The following is a 1223-nucleotide window of genomic DNA, read 5'->3' as shown; positions in this document are numbered from 1 at the left end:
ACCCATGAGAGGTCTGAGGTTTTGGTGCAAACCAAAGTAACTATTTTGGTCAAAAAATAGGACCTCTCATTTTTTATTTAGGACGCTATTGATTTAATGTTGATAAAACATTTGAAAATCCATTCAATTATTTTGACCATTTTTATTCCGAAAGAATAAAAACCAAAACCACTCAATTACAATCCGTTATTAATGATATACATTCAACAAACGGACAAATTAGTATTTACGAACTTTCAAAAAGACATTTCACAACGGTAAGACAATTGGAGCGAAATTTTAAAAAACTCATTGGACTATCACCAAAAGAATATTCAAACATTATTCGTTTTCAGTATGCGTTGAGTTTAATCAAAAAATCAAATCAAAACAGTAACTTATTAGATATTGCATTTGAATGTGGCTATTACGACCATTCGCATCTTAGCAATGAAATCAAGCGAAATACTGGACTTCCACCATCATTACTTTAATTTGTCGCATTTTTACAAAGTGCAACTGGTTGCCGAAAAGTAATTTTGCGGAAACATTAAAATTTAAAACAGATGCGAAAAATATCACTTTTCATTGCAACAAGTTTAGACGGCTACATTGCAAAACCAAATGACGACCTTAGTTTCTTGAAACTTGTTGAAAAGGAAGGCGAAGACTATGGTTATGCAGAATTCACAGACACGATTGACACATTAATTATTGGTAGAAGAACCTATGATTATGTGCTTAAAGAAATCGGTTCATCTCATTATGACAACGGAAAGCGAGATGTTTATGTCATTACAAGAACTGAAAGACCACAAATAGGCAGGACAATTTTCTATACAGGAAACATAACTGAATTGGTAAAACGACTAAAGTCTGAAAAAGGAAAAAATATTTATTGTGACGGTGGCGCACAAGTAATAAATGAATTATTGAAAAACGATTTAATAGACGAGCTAATAATTTCAGTTATACCAGTATTATTAGGCAATGGAACAAGACTTTTTAAAGATGGAAGACCTGAACAAATACTTGAATTTATCGAAGCTAAAACATTTGATACGGGTTTGACACAACTTCATTACAAGCGAAAAAAATAAACAACGAACCGCCAATCGAGTAGACGGCCTCGCCAGAATATTCGTATCTCTCCGACGAACTGCATCTTGATGCGCTTTGAATTCTGAGCTAAAGTTGCGGGATGAAAAAGACGAGTATCGAAACCTACTATGAGCTGTTTTACA

The 1223-nt window shown here is 33.4% G+C and carries 2 protein-coding genes; both read left to right on the top strand.

Annotated features, from left to right (window positions below):
* Positions 1-155 precede the first annotated feature (155 nt).
* Positions 156-473: a helix-turn-helix domain-containing protein gene (locus tag C4S61_RS22465; RefSeq protein ID WP_317046070.1), complete on the top strand. Its 318-nt coding sequence runs from the start codon at positions 156-158 to the stop codon at positions 471-473.
* 72 nt (positions 474-545) lie between these two features.
* The gene (locus tag C4S61_RS21615) at positions 546-1079 is read left to right on the top strand and encodes a dihydrofolate reductase family protein (protein ID WP_103926851.1); all 534 of its coding nucleotides are present in this window, start codon (positions 546-548) and stop codon (positions 1077-1079) included.
* Positions 1080-1223: the final 144 nt, after the last annotated feature.

It is taken from the genome of Algoriphagus boritolerans DSM 17298 = JCM 18970 (genome assembly GCF_900108085.1).
GTDB lineage: Bacteria > Bacteroidota > Bacteroidia > Cytophagales > Cyclobacteriaceae > Algoriphagus > Algoriphagus boritolerans.
This window is presented reverse-complemented; position numbering and strand designations above follow the sequence as displayed.